This is a genomic window from Ureibacillus terrenus (assembly GCF_006569205.1).
Classification (GTDB): Bacteria; Bacillota; Bacilli; order Bacillales_A; family Planococcaceae; genus Ureibacillus; species Ureibacillus terrenus.
In genome coordinates, this window is the sequence record NZ_VIGD01000064.1 from 1 (window position 1) to 862 (window position 862).

General features: G+C 30.2%; 1 protein-coding gene. It reads right to left on the bottom strand.

All coding sequences use genetic code 11. The features are described from left to right. Positions 1-399: 399 nt before the first annotated feature. On the bottom strand, positions 400-543 hold the full coding sequence (locus tag FKZ59_RS14825) for a hypothetical protein (RefSeq protein WP_181733316.1): 144 nt from the start codon (positions 541-543) through the stop codon (positions 400-402). Positions 544-862 lie beyond the last annotated feature (319 nt).

Sequence of the window (862 nt, forward strand, 5' to 3'; positions counted from 1 at the left end):
CCATGTCCCATTCCGAAATAATTCACAAAAAATTTAGCACATTCTTTCGGAAAGGGGGAGAGGGATATTCCGAAGGAATGTGCAAAAAAGAGTCTTTTTTGTGCGGAAATAAAGTGATAATTTACAATTTTGACTAATATCGATAGATTTTGAATCATACGGGGATATCTGCTATGTGGGCGTGTATAAAGAGAAAACCATAATGGAGACAAGGAAGGCAGAATTCACGGATGCTTTGCTGATAGGGGATGGTTCTTCCTGAATACTGAAAATCTCAAGTGAAGGGATAGGTGAAGGCCTATGGATATTCTTCATTTTCAATCGAACCTTTTTCTTTAAATTAGAGACCTTCACCAAATATGTGTATTTTCTACTTGTCAATAACAATATCCATTCAATTTAATTCGCTGTGTTATCAAATTGGTTTGGACTTTTTAATATTGATTTTTCATATGCAATTAGTGTTACATTTAATTTTTCCTCTAGTCGTTTTATTTCCTTGAGTTGTTCTTCATTTAATTCTGCATATTTACTTTCTCCCAAAAATAATCCCTACCTTTTAACAATTTTTAAAATCCTGATTTAATTATGGAAATTTACTATTGGATTTATACATAAAATTTCAATCTAGAAATCAGATCACCAAAGTTTATTTCAACAACTCTAACATTTTTGAACATACTAGTATAAAAAATGATAGGCATATATACTCAAACTTATCTCAACAAAAAAAGATGTAACCGTCAAGTAGAATTAAACAATTTTCCACAAATAATTTTAAACAGTTTTCTACAATTAAGATTCAACAGTTTGCTAAATTAAAATAATACCTTTCTGTATTTCATACGAATGCTATCCGTTT